Annotated in this window: 15 protein-coding genes and 1 pseudogene; 4 read left to right on the forward strand and 12 right to left on the reverse strand. The window is 39.9% G+C overall.

The window, feature by feature from the left end:
- Window positions 1–131: 131 nt before the first annotated feature.
- Window positions 132–824, reverse strand: coding sequence for a TerC family protein (locus NSQ44_RS15075; RefSeq protein ID WP_445659537.1), 693 nt, complete (start codon window positions 822–824; stop codon window positions 132–134).
- A gap of 124 nt (window positions 825–948) precedes the next feature.
- Window positions 949–1,815 (reverse strand): LysR family transcriptional regulator, encoded by an 867-nt coding sequence (locus NSQ44_RS15080; protein ID WP_340857466.1) that lies wholly within the window; start codon window positions 1,813–1,815, stop codon window positions 949–951.
- A gap of 146 nt (window positions 1,816–1,961) precedes the next feature.
- On the opposite strand from NSQ44_RS15080, the gene NSQ44_RS15085 reads away from it, so the two are divergent.
- Together NSQ44_RS15085 and NSQ44_RS15090 are read left to right on the forward strand one after the other, a co-directional pair.
- A complete protein-coding gene (locus NSQ44_RS15085; RefSeq protein WP_063386272.1) occupies window positions 1,962–3,725 on the forward strand; it encodes a thiamine pyrophosphate-requiring protein in 1,764 nt (587 codons plus the stop codon).
- 285 nt (window positions 3,726–4,010) lie between these two features.
- Complete coding sequence (locus NSQ44_RS15090; protein WP_232515608.1) at window positions 4,011–5,483, forward strand: MFS transporter; 1,473 nt, start codon at window positions 4,011–4,013, stop codon at window positions 5,481–5,483.
- Window positions 5,484–5,671: 188 nt separating this feature from the next.
- Here the strand turns inward: NSQ44_RS15090 and NSQ44_RS15095 are convergent, their stop codons facing one another.
- From NSQ44_RS15095 to NSQ44_RS15110, 4 genes are all read right to left on the reverse strand, one after another.
- The gene (locus tag NSQ44_RS15095; RefSeq protein ID WP_340857467.1) at window positions 5,672–6,913 is read right to left on the reverse strand and encodes a S1C family serine protease; all 1,242 of its coding nucleotides are present in this window, start codon (window positions 6,911–6,913) and stop codon (window positions 5,672–5,674) included.
- A 357-nt stretch (window positions 6,914–7,270) separates the two neighbouring features.
- On the reverse strand, window positions 7,271–7,675 hold the full coding sequence (locus NSQ44_RS15100; protein WP_339193287.1) for a cytosolic protein: 405 nt from the start codon (window positions 7,673–7,675) through the stop codon (window positions 7,271–7,273).
- 21 nt (window positions 7,676–7,696) lie between these two features.
- The gene (gene glsA / locus NSQ44_RS15105; protein WP_340857468.1) at window positions 7,697–8,620 is read right to left on the reverse strand and encodes a glutaminase A; all 924 of its coding nucleotides are present in this window, start codon (window positions 8,618–8,620) and stop codon (window positions 7,697–7,699) included.
- 105 nt (window positions 8,621–8,725) lie between these two features.
- Window positions 8,726–9,898, reverse strand: a complete 1,173-nt coding sequence (locus NSQ44_RS15110) for an MFS transporter (RefSeq protein ID WP_063386276.1) — start codon at window positions 9,896–9,898, stop codon at window positions 8,726–8,728.
- Window positions 9,899–10,040: 142 nt separating this feature from the next.
- On the opposite strand from NSQ44_RS15110, the gene NSQ44_RS15115 reads away from it, so the two are divergent.
- Window positions 10,041–10,949: a LysR family transcriptional regulator gene (locus NSQ44_RS15115; RefSeq protein WP_144598212.1), complete on the forward strand. Its 909-nt coding sequence runs from the start codon at window positions 10,041–10,043 to the stop codon at window positions 10,947–10,949.
- A gap of 299 nt (window positions 10,950–11,248) precedes the next feature.
- Here the strand turns inward: NSQ44_RS15115 and NSQ44_RS15120 are convergent, their stop codons facing one another.
- The 6 genes and pseudogenes from NSQ44_RS15120 to NSQ44_RS15145 all read right to left on the reverse strand — a co-directional run bounded on the left by NSQ44_RS15120 (window position 11,249) and on the right by NSQ44_RS15145 (window position 17,084).
- The gene (locus NSQ44_RS15120) at window positions 11,249–12,328 is read right to left on the reverse strand and encodes a Gfo/Idh/MocA family protein (RefSeq protein WP_094244544.1); all 1,080 of its coding nucleotides are present in this window, start codon (window positions 12,326–12,328) and stop codon (window positions 11,249–11,251) included.
- A 20-nt stretch (window positions 12,329–12,348) separates the two neighbouring features.
- Window positions 12,349–12,846, reverse strand: coding sequence for a GNAT family N-acetyltransferase (locus NSQ44_RS15125; RefSeq protein ID WP_094244543.1), 498 nt, complete (start codon window positions 12,844–12,846; stop codon window positions 12,349–12,351).
- 98 nt (window positions 12,847–12,944) lie between these two features.
- Window positions 12,945–14,174, reverse strand: coding sequence for a 5-aminolevulinate synthase (gene hemA, locus NSQ44_RS15130; RefSeq protein ID WP_340857470.1), 1,230 nt, complete (start codon window positions 14,172–14,174; stop codon window positions 12,945–12,947).
- 103 nt (window positions 14,175–14,277) lie between these two features.
- Window positions 14,278–15,231, reverse strand: a pseudogene (gene serA / locus NSQ44_RS15135) (phosphoglycerate dehydrogenase); the annotation flags it as partial.
- A gap of 339 nt (window positions 15,232–15,570) precedes the next feature.
- Complete coding sequence (locus NSQ44_RS15140; RefSeq protein WP_063386278.1) at window positions 15,571–16,545, reverse strand: bile acid:sodium symporter family protein; 975 nt, start codon at window positions 16,543–16,545, stop codon at window positions 15,571–15,573.
- 215 nt (window positions 16,546–16,760) lie between these two features.
- Window positions 16,761–17,084, reverse strand: coding sequence for an antibiotic biosynthesis monooxygenase family protein (locus NSQ44_RS15145; protein WP_144598216.1), 324 nt, complete (start codon window positions 17,082–17,084; stop codon window positions 16,761–16,763).
- Window positions 17,085–17,235: 151 nt separating this feature from the next.
- On the opposite strand from NSQ44_RS15145, the gene NSQ44_RS15150 reads away from it, so the two are divergent.
- Window positions 17,236–18,438: a trans-sulfuration enzyme family protein gene (locus tag NSQ44_RS15150; RefSeq protein ID WP_375338759.1), complete on the forward strand. Its 1,203-nt coding sequence runs from the start codon at window positions 17,236–17,238 to the stop codon at window positions 18,436–18,438.
- Window positions 18,439–18,527: the final 89 nt, after the last annotated feature.

Raw genomic sequence — 18,527 nt, forward strand, 5'->3', positions numbered from 1 at the left:
TTGCAAAAGAAACCGTCATTTTACAGAAGTGTGCATATTTGCCGATCACAAAAATTTTAGACATAACTAAATCTATTAAAACGTGGAATTTCTTTTCATAAAAAAACAGGCGCCGTTTCAACAGCCGCCTGCTAAGCACTATGCTGCAATTTATTTTCTTTCTCTGCACGCTTATTTTTCTCATAACCGATCGCTAACACAATCAATGTCATAATTCCGATAAGTAAATATTCGATCCACAAGTTTTGGATGTGAAACCATTGTTCAATATGTTTATCCTTAAAGATCATCTCACCGGCGGTCCAAGCTAAAATTCCAGATCCAACATATACAATCCATTGAAATTTGTTCATTAATTTTACGATCGCTTTTGATCCAAAAATCATAATTGGAATACTGATCAAAACTCCAACCGCAATCATGCCGATATGGCCGTGTGCCGCACCTGCTACTGCAACCACATTATCCAAACTCATGACGGCATCTGCAAGAATGATCGTTTGAATAGCTTTAAGCAGACTGCTTTGAGATTGGACATGCGCAGCTTCTCCGTCATCTACCAAAACTTTATAAGCAATCCAAAGCAGCAAAAATCCGCCGACAATATTGACAAATGGGATTTTCAACAGGATAACAATAACGGATGCAAACAAAATCCGTAATGCGACCGCACCTCCAGTCCCCCAGAATATAGCTTTGTTTTGCTGTTCTTTCGGCAGATTTCTCGTTGCCATTGCAATTACAACTGCGTTATCGCCGGATAAAATAATATCGATTGCAATAATTTTTAATAAGGCAATGATGGCGTCAGATGAAATAGATATACCAACTGAAAATAAATCCAATTGTTATTCGCTCCTCTATTAAAAAATGTATACGTATAGATTCTATCCCTACCTTCCTTTGAAAGCAAATCCAATATTTTACCTATTTAAAAATTAAAATGAGTCATCTCCTTGTCAGCTGCTGGATAAATGTTCGAATGGCAGTGGAAGAAAGAAGACCTTTCCGATAAATAATTGCAACCTCTTTACTCGGAAGTTCGTCTGCAATTTTCAAAAGCTTGACAGAAAACTCCGGGCTGTTTTCAACATAAAGCTTTGGCAGGATCGTAATTCCGTTATGTAAAAGCGTCATCTTTAACAACGAATACGTATCCGATAATTCCACAATTGGGTTTAACTTCATGCCTTCTTTATTACAAAATGAATCGATCGTCTGTCTAATAACATATTGCTCGGGCAATAAAAAGATCGGGTACGATTGAAGCTCTTCCAAATATATTAAATTTTTTTCAGCTAAAGGATGATCAAGGGATACAATGGCAAAAAACTCTAATGAAAACCATTTAATAACCTCTACTTGCGGATGATGAACTGGTAAATAGACAATCCCTATATCGAGCTCAGACTTGACTATTTTTTCTAACGTTTCTTCCGTTTTTAGATCGTAAACAGAGAGTTTTATATTTGGAAACTGTGAGTGAAACGTAAGCAAGGAAGAATAAAGAAGATGATTGCCAACACATCCGATTTTTAAATGGCCGCGATTCAATCCTTTTAATTCATGTATTTTAATTTTTGCTTGATCAATTTCAGAAAAAATTTTTTTCACATGTTCAAGTAAAATCTCTCCGCTTTCCGTTAATTCAATTTTTTTCCCCATTCTTCGAAAAAGAACTGTATCAAGACTGTTTTCAAGAAGGCGAATTTGCTGGCTTAATGTTGGTTGCGTAATCCCCAGCTTTTCTGCAGCTTTCGTAAAATGCAGCTCTTGACTCAATATTGCAAAATATTGCAAAAGACGGAACTCCATTTTATAGCTCCTTTCTATAGATATTTTCTATTATTATGATAGTTATTATAGTATTGTACTATCTTTCCTTTTCAAGTACAATTCTGATTACAGAATTATCTGACTAGTATTAATTATCTAAATTATGTTGAAAGGGTGTGTGTTGTTTGACCAGTCGATATACGACAAGCAAGGCACTTTTAGAAGCGTTACAAGAAGCTGATGTTTCCTTTATTTTTTCAAATCTAGGAAGCGATCACCCTGCCATTATTGAAGCCCTTGCCGAAGCTGAAAAAGAGGGAATTGATTTTCCGAAAATCATTACTTGTCCACATGAAATGGTTGCCTTAAGCGCTGCACATGGATATGCTCAAGTAAGCGGGAAACCTCAAGCTGTTTTAGTGCATGTTGAATGCGGCACGCAAAACCTTGGCGCTGCCATTCACAATGCTTGGAAAGGTCGGGTGCCTGTCCTCATTTTTGCCGGAACTTCTCCATATACTCAAGAAGGGGAGCTTCGGGGAAGCAGGAACGAATTTATTCACTGGATTCAGGATGTTCCCGATCAGCCCGGAATTGTAAGGGGTTACATGAAGTATACTCATGAGATTCGTACCGGGAAAAATGTAAAACAAATTGTCCATCGTGCACTGCAAATTGCTCAAAGCAGCCCGAAAGGACCCGTATATTTGACGAGCGCTAGAGAAGTTTTGGAGGAGGAAGTAGAAAAAGTAGAAATTCATCCTGAGCAATGGAGACCAATTGCAGCGCGTGCACTGGCACCGCAAGAAATAGATCCTTTAGTGAAAGATTTACTGGCAGCAAATAATCCGCTCATTGTCACGTCATATATTGGCAAAAACAAACAAGCGGTGAAAGAACTCGTTCAATTTTGTGAAAAACTTGCGATACCTGTTTTAGAGTCAGTGCCAAACTATATGAACTTTCCATCTGATCACCCGCTTCATTGCGGATATCAGTGGAATACTTCAACACAAAACGATTTAATCGAAAAAGCAGATTTTATAATGGTCATTGACAGTGATGTTCCTTGGATTCCAGTGAATAATAAACCATCGCCAAATTGTACGATTTACTATATTGATGAAGATCCGCTGAAGGAAGGGATGACATTATGGTATATCCCATCAAAACGTTTTTTCGCAGCTGATGCCGAAACGGCCTTGCGCCAGTTGAACGAAGTGATTAAAAACGCTGACATTGACAGCTTGCAAGTAAATGAAAGGAGAAAACAAATAGAAAAATATCATAAAGCTCAGCGTGAAGAATGGAAAAAAGCTGAACAATTTTTTGACGACATTATCACGCCTGAGTATTTAACTGCCTGCATACGGGAAGTGTGCGATGAAAACACGATTATTGTCAATGAAGGCATTTCAAATTTCCAAACATTATATACCCATTTGCAAATGACCAAACCAGGTTCTATTTTTGGCAGCGGCGGAGGTGGACTTGGATGGAACGGCGGAGCAGCGATAGGAGCAAAACTGGCAGACCCGTCTAAAACAGTGATCAGCCTTACTGGAGATGGATCTTATCTGTTTAGCGTCCCTTCGAGCGTTCATTGGATATCGCAAAAATATGACGCGCCATTTTTAACCGTAATTTATAATAATCGCGGTTGGAAATCTCCGAAACTGTCAACCTTAGCTGTTCATCCGAATGGTATCGCAAATGAAACGAATCAATTTTTCGTAGATTTCACTCCTCATGCTGATCTTTCAAAAATTGCAGAAGCTGCAGGTGGCGCCTATGCAAGAAAAGTAGAAAACCCTCATGAGCTGAAAGAGGCTCTGAATGAAGCAATAAAAACTGTCAAGTCTGGCCGTTCCGCTGTTTTAGATGTATATTTGCCCGCTATTAGTCAAGAAAACCAAATGAGAGAGGAAAAAAACCATTCCACAGTTTAAAAAGCGGGAGCAAAAAGCATTTAAAATTTGAATTCATTTGGAATAGTTGAAAGTACAAAACTTTAAAGCTGCGGAGAAAGTTCAAAAACAAGATGGAATCATCAAGAATGTAGGCTAAAAAAGTTTTATATTCCTTTCATCGCACATCGTCCGAAATATAGAAAACCAGCAGCCAATTGATCTTATATTCAACCAGCAGCATTTTCTATTTCTTTTTGCCCCTTTATGTAAGCGCTATCTAAAGGTTATGTTAAATATTAAATCTAGATAGGAGTGAAAATGATAATGAAAAAATGGGAAAGGTACCATACAATATGGGGAATGCTGTTCCTAGGATGGGTTGTTTCTTATATCGACAGAACTGCGACAGGCCCAATTGTTACTTGGATGATAGAACATAAAATATCATTTTTTTCAGATGTCCCGAATCCTCATGAATTTGGGGGCTTAATAGGCAGTTTGTTTTTTGCCGGATTTATGTTAAACCAATTTCCTGGAGGAAACTTGGGAGATAAATTTGGATACCGCCCTATTATTATATTAAGTATTTTGTGGGCAGCCGTCGCCACTTTTTTCACAGGCTTATCAGGCGGACTCGTCATGTTTGTTTTATTCCGTGTATTACTTGGATTAGGGGAAGGAATCCTTTATTCAAATGACAGATCCTATATTGCTTTCAACACTCCTCCGGAAAAAATGGGCTTAGGAATGGGAGTTGTTATTACTGGCCTGTCTATCGGCTTAACGTTGGCAACAATCGGTACACCTCTTCTTCTGGAAGCTTTTGTTCCTCTAATGGGAAATGAGGCTTGGAGAGTTCCTTTTCTATTCATGGGATTCATTACTTTAATCGTTGCTGTTCTTATGTTTAAATTTATGAAGCCTGATAAAAAATTGATACAATCAGCAGATCCAAATTCACCTGGTGTGAAGGAATTTTACGGAAAATCGTTATATCACTTAAGTATTTATTCACTTGTGTTTTTGGTTATCATCATGGCGATATACTTCACATCAACAAAATTAGGGCTCTCATCGATTGTCATAGCTTTTATTTTGGCTAGTTTAGCCCCCATATTGATCATATATCTTTATGTAACAAAAAAATCAGAAGTGCACCCTTTGATTATGAATAAAAACCTGTTTTTCCTTTATCTATCTTTCCTGCCGATTTTATGGCATTTATGGTTGTATGGATTCTGGTCTACGGCAATTGTCCAAGAATTTGGCGGCGGAGCACTAGTTGCCGCAGCAGCAGTAGCTTCATTTAACGCAGTAGCAGGGGTTATCGGGTTCCCGCTTGGCGGAAAAATTTCTGACCTGTTAGCTGATAGACCGAACGGCCGCAGAAATGTATTAGCGCTTTTAACTTTTCTTTTAGCTGTTTCAATATTTGTTTTTGCTTGGTATATTCAAACGGAAAATAGCAGCCCGATTATTACATCAATCATTTTATTTATATCAGGATTATTCTTTTTTGCATTGCAGCCGGTTTCACATGCATTAAATGCAGAATTGGCGCCGGAAGGCAAACAAGGCGGGGCATTTGGCATGCTGAATCTGATAGCAGAAATTGGCGCCGTATTGTCGCCAGTCGTATCAGGATATTTAAGAGACAGCACAGGCAGCTGGGGAGCTCCGCTAATATTGGACGGAGTTTTAATTAGTATTAGTTGTTTATTTGTTTTAGCAATCTCAAGCAAAGCTGTACAATCTGCTCAACCAAAAAATATCTCGTCTAGCGAAGCAAATATGTAAACAAGTTATGTATAGCGATGAAAATTTTCTAAGCAAATGATGCTGTTGTTAATTGGCGAGTATCATTCATTTATCAGAGATAGATCATTTTCACATTGTTGAAAAAGATTCCCATTGAAAAAAGAGCTTTGCAAAAAGTTAATTGAACTGACTTTTTGCGGGCCCTTTCTTTTTAATACTATTCCCGATCAGGTTTGCGATAAGTCTTGACTTGAAAGGGTAACTGTGACGGTCTTTTCTTTTCCGTCCCGATATAATTTGACTTTGACTGAGTCTCCTGATTTCTTTTCACTGTACAAATATTTTCTTAACTCACTCGTGTTGTGAATACTTTGCCCATCCAATGCGACGATCACATCCTTTTCCTGCAATCCGGCCTGATCGGCGGGAGAATTTGCCTGAACTCTTCCAACTACCGCACCTTCTTTAACGTCAGATGGCAAATTGAGTGTGTCTCTAAGGAAATACTCAGGAAGCTCGCTTACATTTAATAATGCAACTCCAAGAAACGGACGGTCAATTTTTCCTTTTTCCATTAATTGATTGATCGCCTTCACAACATCATTGCTTGGAATAGCAAATCCGAGCCCTTCCACACCTTCCTGGCTGATTTTCATACTGCTGACGCCGATGACTTTCCCATCCATGTTAATTAAAGGGCCTCCGCTGTTTCCTGGATTGATCGCTGCATCAGTTTGAATGACATCAAGCGCCCAGTCTCCTTCAGAAGTTGTAATCGTCACTGTGCGATTGACTCCGCTGATAATCCCTTCTGTTACAGTTCTAGAAAGATCGCTGCCAAGCGGATTCCCGATTGCAATGACCTGATCGCCGACTCGTATATTATCGGAATCACCAAACTCAGCTATTGTGTTAACACTATTGTTATTAATTTTTATGACGGCCAAGTCTGTCAATGAGTCAGCACCGACTACTTCTGCTTTTTCCTTATCGCCATTGGAAAGCGTTACCTCCAATGAAGAAGCCCCTTCGATAACATGGTTATTTGTAACAATAAAAACATCATTTCCGGACTTTTTAAAGATAATTCCTGTTCCGCTTCCGCTTTCCACTTCTTCGCTGGAAGAATCTTGGCGCGATCCAAACCAATCTGTCCTTTGCTGCTGCAAATTAGAAATGCCGACAATCGCTGGTGAAAGTTTTTCAGCAATTTCTGCAATATCGCCTTGATTGGAAATCTTCGCAACATTAACAGATGCTTCCTGATCGTTTGTATTTTGACTGACCGCTATATGCTCTGTTTCATTTGAAGCTTTGTTATGATCTTGGAATGGCAAGTAGGTCAACGCACCGTATACAACAGCTCCGCCCAAAACACCGCTGATTAAAGAAGAAAGAACCGGCTTCAACAAACTGTTCTTTTTTCTTTCCACACGATTGTTTTGATCTATTTCATCATAATATCCCATAGCAAAAGCCCTCCTCTTCTTCATCGTTTGTCTTATTCACATACTAGGCAAAAAATATGACGAAACGATGAACAAAAGGTAAAAAAACATTGAAATATAAAAAAGATCGGACGCCGCTCGATATTATGCGCCTCTTACCTTTTCGCCAAATCCATAGTTCAAAAGCACTTTTCAAAAATCGTTTCTCCTGCCAAGCCCTAACGAAACGGTGAACATCAATCTGGATCGCCCGCGGTACTTTCATTTATTACAAAAAATGCAATTCTGAAACACATAGATGTTGTTGATTGAAAATAAGCCTTTCTGAAAAATTGGCATTTGAATTCGTATGCATGCCCTGGATTTCATTCAACGTATTCAAACTTCAACTGTTTTCCCTTCTTCAGCAACATGGAAAAGAAGATGAGCAAGATGCTGAATGGGGCTGTATATTTCCTCTTCCTCCTGCTCCGCCATCACTTCATCACCGAATTCTAAGTCATTTAGATAAAGAGCTATAAATTCATAAAAGTCTTTTAGTTCAAACCGGTAGCATTCGCTCGGATCTTCCTCGTCCTCCTCGTAGCGAAGGGAAAGATAAGACATATTGCCATCGCTGTCCTCAGCGTCAAAAAAGACGAAAAAACCAATGTTTGTATCGAGATCAAACAAATGTCTTGTCCCTCCTTCTGTCACCCTTTCAAAATCATCCGGGCTCAGCTTTTGCACTTTCATTTCTTCCATATCATCTTCAAGGTGAAATTTAACAGTGAATTCACGCATCGTATGTCTCCTCCTCAAATATTAGAAAATACTTAATGAATATGTTTTAGATAAAAATTCAAGCAGTTTGATGCCGGTCAGACTATTGCCTCTGTCATCCAATGCTGGACCGAATATGCCGATGCCGCATCTTTTTGGAACAGATGCGAGTATGCCTCCTGAGACGCCGCTTTTTGCCGGAATCCCGATTTTAATCGCAAATTCTCCCGAAGCATTATACATGCCGCAGGTGACCATAAACGTTTTGCAAATACGCGCTACATCAAGCGGCATGATTTCCTCTTCTGTAAACGGATCGCGCCCATCCATCGCAAAAACGAGGCCGATGCGCGCCAAATCGATGCATGTCATTTCAATGGCGCATTGCTTCGTGTAAAGCTCCATCAAATCTTCGACATCTTCGTTTATAATATTATGCTGTCGAAGAAAATAACATAAGGAGCGGTTTAAAAACGCGGTTTCAAATTCGGATTGAGCGACTTCTTGCGAATAAGAAATGGTTGGATTTCCTGTTAGCTTACGGACAAAACGAATGAGTCTCTGCAGCCGTTCTTTCACCGTTCTTCCCGAAATCATATGCGTTACGGCAAGTGCACCGGCATTGATCATCGGATTCAGCGGCTTTGTAGGCTGTGTTTCCTCAAGCTTGGCAATGGAATGAAACGGATCGCCCGTCGGCTCCATCCCAACTTTTTTGAATACCTCCTTTTCACCGTGATCCATAATGACAAGAGCTAAAGCGATAATTTTTGAAATGCTTTGAAGCGTCACTTTTACCGTTACATCCCCAGCGTCAATGATTCTCCCATCAGGCATATATATTGCAATAGATAAATCATTTGGATTCGCTTTGCCAAGAGCCGGTATGTAACTGGCAACTTTCCCCTGATGCCCATACTTTTTCGCTTCTTGGACAAAGCGGATCAATTCTTCTTTTTCGTACATTCAACCATCACCATTATTTAGTATGGCACGTTGTATAAAATTTTATAAACAACCCCTTTGATATTTGACAAATGAGTATGATATGTTTATTCAATCTGGAGATAGTCATTGTTGCATAGATTGTTTTCTCTCACTTCCATGCTTTCTTTTGCTTGATAAAATCCCCCATTGTCCCAGTAATGTTACTAATGCAAGGCCGCCGGCGGCAAACGGAAGTTGGGAAGGAGCCAATCCAGCCAGCATCACTATCCCTCCAAGAAGAGAACCTATTGCACTGCCCAAATAATTTGCGGAACTGTTCAAAGCAACGGCCGCTGCACCTTGATTAGGCTGTATGCGAAGCAATTCATGCTGCTGCGGGGCTTGCGATGCCCAGCCCATCGCCCCCCATAGAATAAAAGGCAGAAATGACAGGATCGGAAATGAAAGGGCGAATGGCACACTGAACATGGACAAAGCCATTATGGCCAAAATTCCTGCCATGAGCAAACCCGGTTTGCCTGTCCGGTCAATCAAAGCGCCGATGGAAAAACTGCCAACTACGCCGCCAATTCCCCATGCCCAAAGATATGGCGTGTTGTTGGAAATGTCCGCCAAGTTATTCAAAATAACAGCAATATATGTGTAAAGACCCAAGCTGGCAACACTGGTCATAAAAGTGATGCCAACAATTGCTGCAACCCGTCTATTTGTCATCATTGCGACGCGCTGGCGGAGTGAAGGTGGAGCTGAAGCTGCAAAATGTGGAAACCAGATGGCAATTCCCATCATGGCAATTAAGCCTAGTGCAGTGATCACCCAAAGAGTTCCATTCCACTTCAGATGTTCCGCAATCACCAGTCCAAGAGGGACTCCCATGACTGTTCCAGTGCTCATGCCGCCAAGAGTCATACCAAGTGCTCTGCCGCGTTTCTGTTCGGGCACTAGTGATGCTGCAGCTGCTGATGCTAGCGGAGAGTAAAGTCCGGCGCCGATGCCTGCAATTGCCCGTGCAATCAGCAACATGGAAAAATTTGAAGCTAGTGCACTTATCCCGTTGCCTATCGAGAATACTGCGAGCGCCAACAATAAAATATTGCGCATCGGTTTTCCAGCAAGCAGTGTTGCAAATACCGGAGCGGCCAGTGCATAACAAAGCGTAAAGACGCTCACGGCTTGCCCTGTTTGTGAAGGGGTTATATGAAAAGTTGCACCGATATCCGGAAGCAAACCAGCTATCACATAAGCATCAAACCCAAGAGCGAACATACCGATCGTCAAGAGAAAAACTTTTTGCATAATAACTTAGCCTCCATTTTTACGGAATTATCTTTACGGAAGATTTATCTATTTTTCACTTTACAAGACGGAATGTAATATGTCTAATATATATTTATAAAACTACTAATATCTTATAAATATTAATAAAGGAGGAGATTAATTGGAACTGCGCCACTTGAAATATTTCTTAACAGTTGCTGAAGATTTGCATTTTGGGAAAGCTGCAGCCCGTTTAAATATGGCACAGCCGCCTTTAAGCCTTCAAATCCGACAATTAGAAGAAGAAATAGGCGTGCCTCTTTTCCATCGAACGAAAAGAAAAGTAGAACTGACGAAAGAAGGCCAATTGTTTTTGGAAAAAGTTAATCAAATTTTCAAAGATCTGGAGGAAGCTGTCGAATCAGTAAAAAGGGTGAACCGTGGAGAGGTCGGAGAAATAGCGATAGGATTCATTTCCTCATCAGCCTATGATATTCTTCCAACAATTATAGAGCACTATCGTAAAGCATATCCTAATATTCATATAGATTTGCAACAATTGACAACTAGAGAGCAATTAAAAGCTTTGCATGAGGGCGCAATTGATATAGGAATCCTTTGCCAACCCGCCAACATAAAAAATGACGGAATTCATTTCGAGGTTATTCGGCAAGAACGAATGATGATTGCTCTGCCAGAGGATCATCGGCTAGCTTCCGGCACTTCCCCGATTCATCTTGAAGAATTGGCGGGCGATTCATTTATTTTGACGGGAAGGAAGGCAAATCAAAGCCACTATGATACTGTGATAAACAGTTGCTATCAAGCGGGATTCCATCCTAAAGTAGTTCAAGAAACACAAGAATTGCCTACAGTCCTATCCCTTGTTTCATCAGGAATGGGCGTAGCGATTGTACCATCCTCTATCCAGCATGTATTAAAAAATAAAGTTGTCTATCGCGACATTTACAACAACCCAATTACTACTTCAACTGCCTTTGCGTGGAAAAGTGGAAATTTGTCTCCAACTGTTCATGCATTTCTTAACTTAATGAGAAAATCTGTCATTCCGTTTTTTCACCAAGTTTAATAGAAATAATCTCATGAAATGATACTGGCAATTAAAATTCTCTATCAAATCCTTAATTAAACAAGGAGAATAATTGAAATAACCGCAATAAAAAAAGAAGCAGGAGTACAATGAAAATAATCATTTCCCTCTCTGCCAAAGTAAATTTCAATGCATTTTAGCAGCCGATTTGATGATTGGGGAAAGAACTCTTGTATCTGTCTCCTCTTTTTTTGTCTTTAACATCATTTTGCCGTTAAAAAATTGGTTCAAAAAACCGATAAATTTACAATTATTATCAATTGAAATTTTGCATTCATTTAGCCTAGACGCTCCCAATCATTTTCATCGTTGTAAATTTCCCGTTGTGAACCAACAACATAATTTATCGGTCCAATTGTCTGAGCATCACGTTCTATTGTATTTAATAATTTTTGGAGCTTCAAAGCTGTTTGAAGGCTAGCAAACGGTTGTGAAGGAGCTGCTCCGTTTACTACATACCCGCCAACATCATTAACCAATCTTACCAATTTGCGTATTGTTTTTAGTTCAGGCTTCGAGTCATCAATATTCGTTTTCATGTCCATTATGACCTGTTCTCCGAAAGGAGTTCTTTCCCATATACGAAGATGGTCAACATCCCATACAGGTGTATCAAACACCATATTGGCAAAGATTAGACGGTTTTGTGGAGAAGCGAATACAAGATCGACTTCTCTCTTTCGGACAATATTTACGAAGCTGCTATACCCGGTTATTGCCGCTTTTCCTAAACATGCAGTTACGGCTGCACTGTCAAGTACGTCAGAACCTGATACGGAGAAGTCTGATCGAGTGCCTTGAATAGACTTTAACTCCAGATCAGTATTGGATGCACAAATCCATTGGATAAGATCTAGCGGATGGATTATTTCGCTGATCACACCTACAGTTGGCCTATAATCATTCATTCTGTTCTTTCCCCAGTAAAAATTGGCCCGAATAAGCTGCAAATTATGCTCTTCAACAAACTTTTTCAAGACGATGGTTGCATCAGAGTAACGTTCTATAAGGTTAAGACAGAATCCAGATACACTTTTAAGTTTCGCTTCCAGCAGCTCTAAATCATCGTTCGTATTCGCCAAGGGCTTCTCGCAAATAACAAAGCCTTTGTATCCTTCCAACTTTTTAATTATATCCATGTGGAACTCATCATTTACACTAATTACAATAATGTGAGGCTCAAATTGTTCAATAGCAGCATCCACCTCTTTAAAGTATTGAATATCCCTGCGTTTAGGATTTCTATTAACATATGCAAAATTGATTTTTCTAGCTCCAACAATATCTTTATTCATATTGGAAAAAGCTTTAAGAAATCTTGTCCCTGCATATCCCAAACCACAAATTAAGACGTTCATCAGTTGCCTCCCTTTAACATTTAAATTTCTTTTATTAAAAGCTCTTCGCCTGAATCAATAAATCCGAGCTTTTTATATAAATTTTTTGCAATCGGTGTTGTTTGTAAGATAACTTTTTCAACATTATTGGCCTGAAACCAGTCCAAAATATAGTTCATTAAACATTCTGCAAACCCTCTACGGCGCCGTTCAGGGTGAACAACAACCGATTGCACCCACCCAACAAGTCCGTTTAAACATCCTTTCATCGGCGCACGTTCATCAATGATTCCTATAGCACAGGCCGATATTTCGGTTTCGCCATCATAGTGGGCTACAGCAATTACCATTTTTTCATTTGCAGGTATATTGTGAATAAGCCATTTCCGATAGCTTTTCTGCCATGCCATTTGTTCTTCGGGTGATTTCGAAACATAGTGGCCTGCCCCTTCATTGAGCAACAGCTTCCTTAAATCAATCAGCATGTCAACATCATTGATGGTTGCCTTTCTAGCAACAATTTTTAAATTATGATCCATGAATAAATATCCTCTCCTATTCTGTTGTATACGTTAAGGGTGGCAAAAAACTATGGACTACTCTTATCTCAGAATTGTAATAGGTTATCTCTAACCAATTATGCGAACACATCGGCCGATTGTGCAAATGGAATATTAAAGTGGCAAAAAACTTCATTTAATGCATCGGTTAGCTGCAACATCTGCTCTTCAGTGTGGTTCGGTGTAACATTGACTCGAAACCGTTCTGTACCAACAGGAACTGTCGGCGGGTTAATAGGCTGCAGATAGATTTTATGTTTTTCAAGCATTCTTTGAGCAGCTGCCTTACATTTTTTTGCATCCCTAATCATTACAGGAAGAATGTGTGTTACACTCGATGGCATTACCGGTATACCTGCCTGAACGAGCATCTTTCTTAGCTGATTAGTCTTTCTATGCAGTTCATTTCTCTCTTTATCAGAAGATTTCAAATACCCGATGCTTGTATAGCATGCAGCAACAATTGCCGGCGGCAGGGAGGTAGTAAAAATAAAGCCGGATGCAAAGGAGCGGACAGCATCAATCAGCAATTCCGATGCAGTAATATACCCGCCTATCACTCCTATCGCCTTCGCCATTGTTCCTTGTATAATGTCAATGAGATTGGCAACTCCAAGCTCTGCAGCTATTCCTGCTCCTCGAGGACCGTACATACCGATAGCATGAACTTCATCGAGAAATGTTAGTGCGTTATATTTTTTAGCAAGATTCACAATTTCCTTAATCGGTGCGATATCGCCGTCCATCGAATATATTGACTCGAATACGATGATTTTGGCTCGATTATGCGGGTGGGAAGCTAGTAATTCCTCCAAATGTTCGACATCATTATGCCTAAATATGGCGCGGTCAGCTTTTGCACTTCGTATCCCATTGATAATGGAGGCATGATTAAGCTCGTCGGAAAACACTATGCAATTAGGGAACAGACGCAATAAGCATTGTAATGTTGCATCATTTGAACTGTATCCGGTCGGAAAAACGAGTGCTGCCTCTTTACCGTGCCAGTCAGCCAATGATGATTCAAGCAAAGTGTATTGGTAGTGTGTGCCGCCTATGTTCCGCGATCCGCCTGAACCGGCTCCATTTAACCGGATTGCTTCTTGCATCGCTTCAATTACTAAAGGATGCTGGGACATTCCCAGATAATCATTGCTGCACCAAACAACAACAGGCTGCTCATCTTCCTTGCCATTCAACTTCGCCAAAGGATACTGGCCGCATATGCGGTTAATCGTAATAAATTCACGGTATTGCCCTCTTTCCTTCAACGAATTTAGCTTGTCGCTGAGAATTTCTGTATACATAACTCTATCATCCTCCAATAAATATAAATTCCATTCAAGAAGGAATTGTAATTTTTGTTTTTCAGCCGCACTCTTAATGTAAAATCAATTGTTTGTTAATATTCTCCTCCTGTGCAACGGGCGGAAAATTGACAGAAAACCTAACAGGCATGCCTTTTATAAATCGCAAAACTTCCTCGGCAATTTGTGCAGCGACCTTAAACTGCGCTTCTTTTGTCGAGGCTCCTATATGCGGCGTCGCAATTACTGACGGATGATCAGCCAATTTTGAATGAATAGGCGGTTCGACTTCAAAAACATCAAGCGCTGCACCTGCGACATGGCCATTTTCTAGAGCTTCTAAAAGAGCTTCTTCTTCAATAATTCCGCCTCTTGCACAATTGATAATCCTTACCCCTTTTCTTGTTTTTGCCAATGTATCTTTATTTAACAATCCTCTCGTTTTTTCGTTCAGGGGTGCATGAACTGTAATTATGTCCGCACTTGAAAGAACTTCATCAAAAGAAAGCATTTCGACACCGAAATTATTTGCTCTCTCTGGAGTTAGGATTGGATCAAATACATGCACTTTCATTCCAAAGGCTTTAGCCCGCTTGGCAACTTCAATACCAATGCGCCCAAAACCGATAATGCCTAAGATCTTCCCGTAAAGTTCAGATCCAACAAATGCTGACCGATTCCACTCTTTTGCTTTAACTGAAATATTCGCTTGCGGAATGTGCCTCATCAAAGAAGAAATCATCGCAAGTGTATGCTCGGCTACCGAAATGGTATTTCCATTGGGAGCATTAATGACAATTACTCCTTGCTTTGTTGCCTCATCAATATCAATGTTATCTACACCGACTCCGACTCTTCCGATAATTTTTAAAGAGGTCATCTTTCCTAAAAGCTCTTTCGTTACTTTTGTGCTGCTCCTCACCAAAAGAGCATCAAAAAGATTTAGTTCATCTTCTGCTTCCGATACACTTTTTTGGACAACTTCAACCGCTTCTGATTCTATCAACGGTTTCAGTCCTTCATTGTTCACTTTGTCAGAGACTAGTAGCCGAAACATTGTTTAAATACCTCCTGTAATTTATTTTTAGGATCTATTAGCGCGCGCTTACCAAGCAATTCTATATTTGCTTTTATTTTCCTTGTAAAAAAAAGTTAATTTTTTGTTAATTTATAGTTAAAGTTGTAAATATTACAAAAACACTATTAAAAAATGCTGATTCATGTAACGTCATTATTGATGCTCCTTACCGGTTCTGCGTCCAATTGGCGAATAAAATAATTAACACATCAATGCCTGAAATTGCCCTTAAAAAACCCCTTCAATATAGGCAGAAATGCCTTAATTGAAGGGGATGCTCACATAACGTTTTATTAATGCTTTTTTGCATAAAAGCGTTCATTTTGCATTTGCCGCATACTTTTTTTCAGTAAGCGCATGGTGATAAACTTTTTCAAGCATGCGTCCATAAAAAGAAGCTAAAACCTGCTGAAAAAGCATGCCTAAGACAACCGGTACCGCCACTTGCGGCGGAAAATAAGTGATCGCAAGCACTGCACCGGCGCTAATATTCCTCATTCCGCCCGTAAACGTTAAAGTGATGATATCATCCTGTTGAAATTTTAATAGACGCCCGGCCATCCATGAAAAAAAGTAGCCGCTTGTAGCAATCAAAAAAACGAAAAACCCAATCAAAATTAATTTTTTATTCGGGTTCGCCAAATAAGGAGCCACTATCGCACTGTTGATGATCACTACAAGCGATAAGGCTATTTTCGAAAACGGACTTAAAACGGCTGCAATACGCTGTTTCAATTCTTTTTTCGTCCACTCATTTACAAGCATTCCTAAAATGGAAGGCAGGATAATCATGAAAAATAAGCCAGACATCATATTCCATACGTCGATTTCTACCGTTCTCCCCACCAATACTAATAAACTGGCAGGAACGACAAAAGGAGAAATAAACGTATCTATTAATATAACAGCAAGAGCTAAAGCCAAATTTCCTTTATGGATTGATACCCAAATAAAGCTTGTAACACCAGTTGGAATGATCACGGCCAAAACTAAACCAATGATTGTGAAGCTGTCTTCTTGAAAAGCAAGATGGCCGACAGCAAACGCCCAAAGCGGGATGAAAAGATGAAGCAGCAAAAGAACGACGAAAATCGGCAGCGGATGCAAAAGAGCCTGCTTAAACGCATGAAAACTAAGATTTAAACTGCCCGCAAACGTAATAAAAGCAAAAATCCACGGAACAAGCTGAGAAAAATCGTCAAATATAGTTGAAAATACAATCCCGATCACAACACTTGACGGGGTTAAAAAAGGAAGCATCTTTTCCATTATGCTGTTTATGTTTTTTAACATTTTTCTCTCTCTCCAGTGTTAAGCTAAAATGAAAAGTTGCGCAATCCTAATGTTCACAAATAGTGAACAATCTTTACTTCATTATATAATATGCAATTTTTTCTCACCAATCCAGCGCTATGTCAAAACATTTTGCGAAGTTACTATGAACCTAGTCTCATGCTTTTCCCTTGGTTTTTTAGGGAAGCGGCCATTCTTCTGGGCTATAGTATCTATCAAATATGGAAAACCCTTTCCTCTTCTACTTTGCAAATTCTGATTGTATAACGTTTATACCATTCCTTCCTGCCTTTATCCTGCGCCGCTTTATGCAAAGCATTTTCTTTCCAGCGTTTGATATCATCCAATGATTCCCAATATGAAACTGTAATTCCGTACCCATTCTCATTTCTTGCACTCTCTGCACCTAAAAAACCTGGCTGTTTGGACACCAATTGATCCATTTCCTTTGCCATTGCCTCATAACCATTGTCCCCTTCTGTTCTTTCCGATGTAAAAATCACGGCGTAATACTCGTTTAAACGTTTTGTATAATTCATTTTTCAAGCCCCCCTTTCTTATCAAAACGAAAAGTTTCATACTGTTTTATCATATAATGAACAAAAATGAATTCTCAAACTAGTTTTATTTTTTTTAATAATAGATATATAATATCTATAAAATTACTTTGATTTAAGGGAGAAATAAATAATGAAAAGAAATGAACAAGAACAACGGAATCCTCAAGCACTCAGAGATGAAACAATTGTCATCCATGGCGACGATTCTATAACGGACGAAAAAGGAGTCAATCCTGCTATTTACTATTCCGCAACATTCCAGGCACATAGTGCAAGCGAATTTTCTGAAATTGCTGGAACACCTCGTCATCCGCGATATTACACACGTTACGGAAACCCAGTGCATGAACGGGTTCAAAAAATTGTAGCAGATCTTGAAGGAACTGAAACAGCCTTAGTAACCGGCTCTGGTATGGGAGCGATAGCGACAACTATTTTATCGCTTGTAGCAGCAGGCGATCATGTGATTGCCCAAAAAAATCATTATATGAGCACAACGAAAATTATGGATGAGTTGCTGCCGAAATTTGGTGTTGACGTGACGTTCGTTGACCAATCGGACACTTCTGCGTTTGAAAAGGCAATTCGTCCGAATACAAAACTTATTATGGTTGAGACGCCTGCCAATCCTACATTGGTATTGACAGATTTAGCTGCAGTGTGTGATCTTGCCCGCCAGCATGGAATTATCGTTGTCGCAGATAATACGTTTGCTTCCCCTATCAATCAGCGTCCACATGACTTTGGGGTTGATGTTGTTGTCCATAGTGCAACAAAATACATGGGCGGCCATCATGATTTGACAGCTGGCGTAATTTGCACAAACGAGGAATTAGCTGAACGTATTTGGAATACGCATATTTCCATCGGTTCAGTGCTTTCGCCAATGGATGGTTGGCTGTTGCTGAGAGGCTTGCGCACGCTTCCTATGCGGATCGAACGGATTAACGCGAACGCTTTGGCGTTAGCCGAATTTCTTGAGAATCAGCCTCAAGTTGAACGGGTATATTATCCGGGGCTGCCAAGCCATCCGCAGCACGAGCTTGCTAAGCGGCAAATGAAAGGCTTTGGTGCCGTTATTGCCTTTTCCATTAAGGGCGGTTATGCTGAAACACAGCGCTTTGTTTCCGCATTAAAGCTTCCTCCTAACGCTGTAAGCCTTGGCGGAGTCGAGTCTCTCGTTGTACATACAGCAGCGATGTGGGAAGGAACAATGAACGAAGAGCAAATGCAGCTCGCAGGAATCCCGGCAAACTTCGTGCGCTTCTCTGTCGGCATAGAACATATCGAAGATTTAAAAGAAGATGTCAGACAAGCTCTGCAAAAAATTTAATGAAGGAATGTGCGGACAATGGCGGGGGCTGTCTAATAAGCCGTTTTATCTGCTTATTGACGCCCCCTTTCATCTTTTTGAAAGTTTAT

This window comes from Aeribacillus sp. FSL M8-0254 (assembly GCF_038008845.1).
GTDB lineage: Bacteria > Bacillota > Bacilli > Bacillales > Aeribacillaceae > Aeribacillus > Aeribacillus composti.